Consider the following 1,307-nt stretch of genomic DNA (forward strand, 5'->3'; position numbering starts at 1 on the left):
GGGACTTCACCCCGGATGTTGGACACGGGGTTATGCGGCTGGGGTCAGCGTAGCCGGTGTCGAAGTAAGGCTGTTCTCGTAGTCGATCGGGGACATCTGGCCGAGGTGGGAGTGGCGTCGTCGGGTGTTGTAGCGGTGTATCCAGCCGAACACCGCCAGGCGTGCTTCCTCTGCGCTGTCCCAAGTCTGGGCGCCTTGGAGGGTTTCGCGTTTGAAGGAGGCGTTGAGGCTTTCGGCGGCGGCGTTGTCGGCTGAGCTGCCGACCGCGCCCATGGACCGGGTCACTCCGGCGGCGCGGCAGGCGTCGGCGAAGGATTTGGCGCCGTATTGGGCTCCGTGGTCGCTGTGGAAGATCGCCCCGGCCAGGCTGCCGCGTGTCCGCTGCGCCGTGTGCAGGGCGTCGAGGACGAGTTCGGTGCGCATGTGGTCGGCCACGGCCCAGCCGACCAGGCGGCGCGAGCACAGGTCCATCATGGTCGCGAGGTAGAGGAAGGTGCCGTCGGCGATGGGCAGGTAGGTGATGTCGCCGACGTAGCGGGTGTTGGGCGTCTGGGCGGTGAAGTCGCGTTCGAGCAGGTCGGGGGCTTTGGCCGCGGTGGGGTCGGCGTGGGTGGTGCGGTGTCGGCGGCGCAGTCGCAGCCCGGCCAGGCCGCCCTGGCGCATGACCCGGGCGACGCGTTTGTGGTTGACGTGGTGTCCGGTGTCGTGCAGTTCGGCGGTGATCCGGGGGACGCCGTAGGTGCCGGCCGACTCGTGGTGGATCACCCGGATGCGCGCGGCCAGGCGCGCGTCGTCCGCGGCGCGGGCCGCCCGGTCGGGTGCGGTGGCCTTCCAGTGGTAGTAGCTGGACCGGGCGATCCCGATGACCTGGCACAACCGCTTCACGCCGTACCGGCGTCGGTTTTCGGAGACGAACCCGAAGCGGTTCACCAGCGCGTCTCCGTCGCGAAATACCGGGCCGCCTTGCGCAGGATGTCGCGTTCCTCCTCCAGCTCGCGGATCCGCCTGCGCAGCGTGGCGTTCTCGTCCTCCGGCGAGGCCGCGGCCGAGGCGCTCGCGGTGGCGGCGGGTGCCCCGGTGCGTTGTGCGTCGTCGAGCCGGATCCAGTTGCGCAGCGTCTCGTGGTTGACGCCCAGGTCCTGGGCCACCGATTTGATCGTCGCGCCGGGGCGGGACCGGTAGAGCGCGACCGCCTCGGCCCGGAACTCCGGCGGGTAGTGCTTCATCACCATCTGAACGGGACTCCTGTCCACCCGGATCGTCAGGATCCAAGTGTGTCTGGTGTCCAACATCAAGGGTCAGGGCCC

The 1,307-nt window shown here is 69.5% G+C and carries 1 protein-coding gene; it reads right to left on the reverse strand.

Going from position 1 to position 1,307, the window contains the following annotated elements; all coding sequences use genetic code 11:
- Positions 1–30 precede the first annotated feature (30 nt).
- Positions 31–1,232, reverse strand: a protein-coding gene (locus ACWEFJ_RS39225) for an IS3 family transposase (RefSeq protein ID WP_449716921.1) whose coding sequence is annotated in 2 segments (ribosomal slippage) — positions 31–947 and positions 947–1,232 — 1,203 coding nt in all. Because the reading frame shifts where the segments join, the coding sequence is not laid out codon by codon here.
- Between the last annotated feature and the right edge of the window lie 75 nt (positions 1,233–1,307).

The sequence above is a fragment of the Actinosynnema sp. NPDC004786 genome (assembly GCF_053601135.1).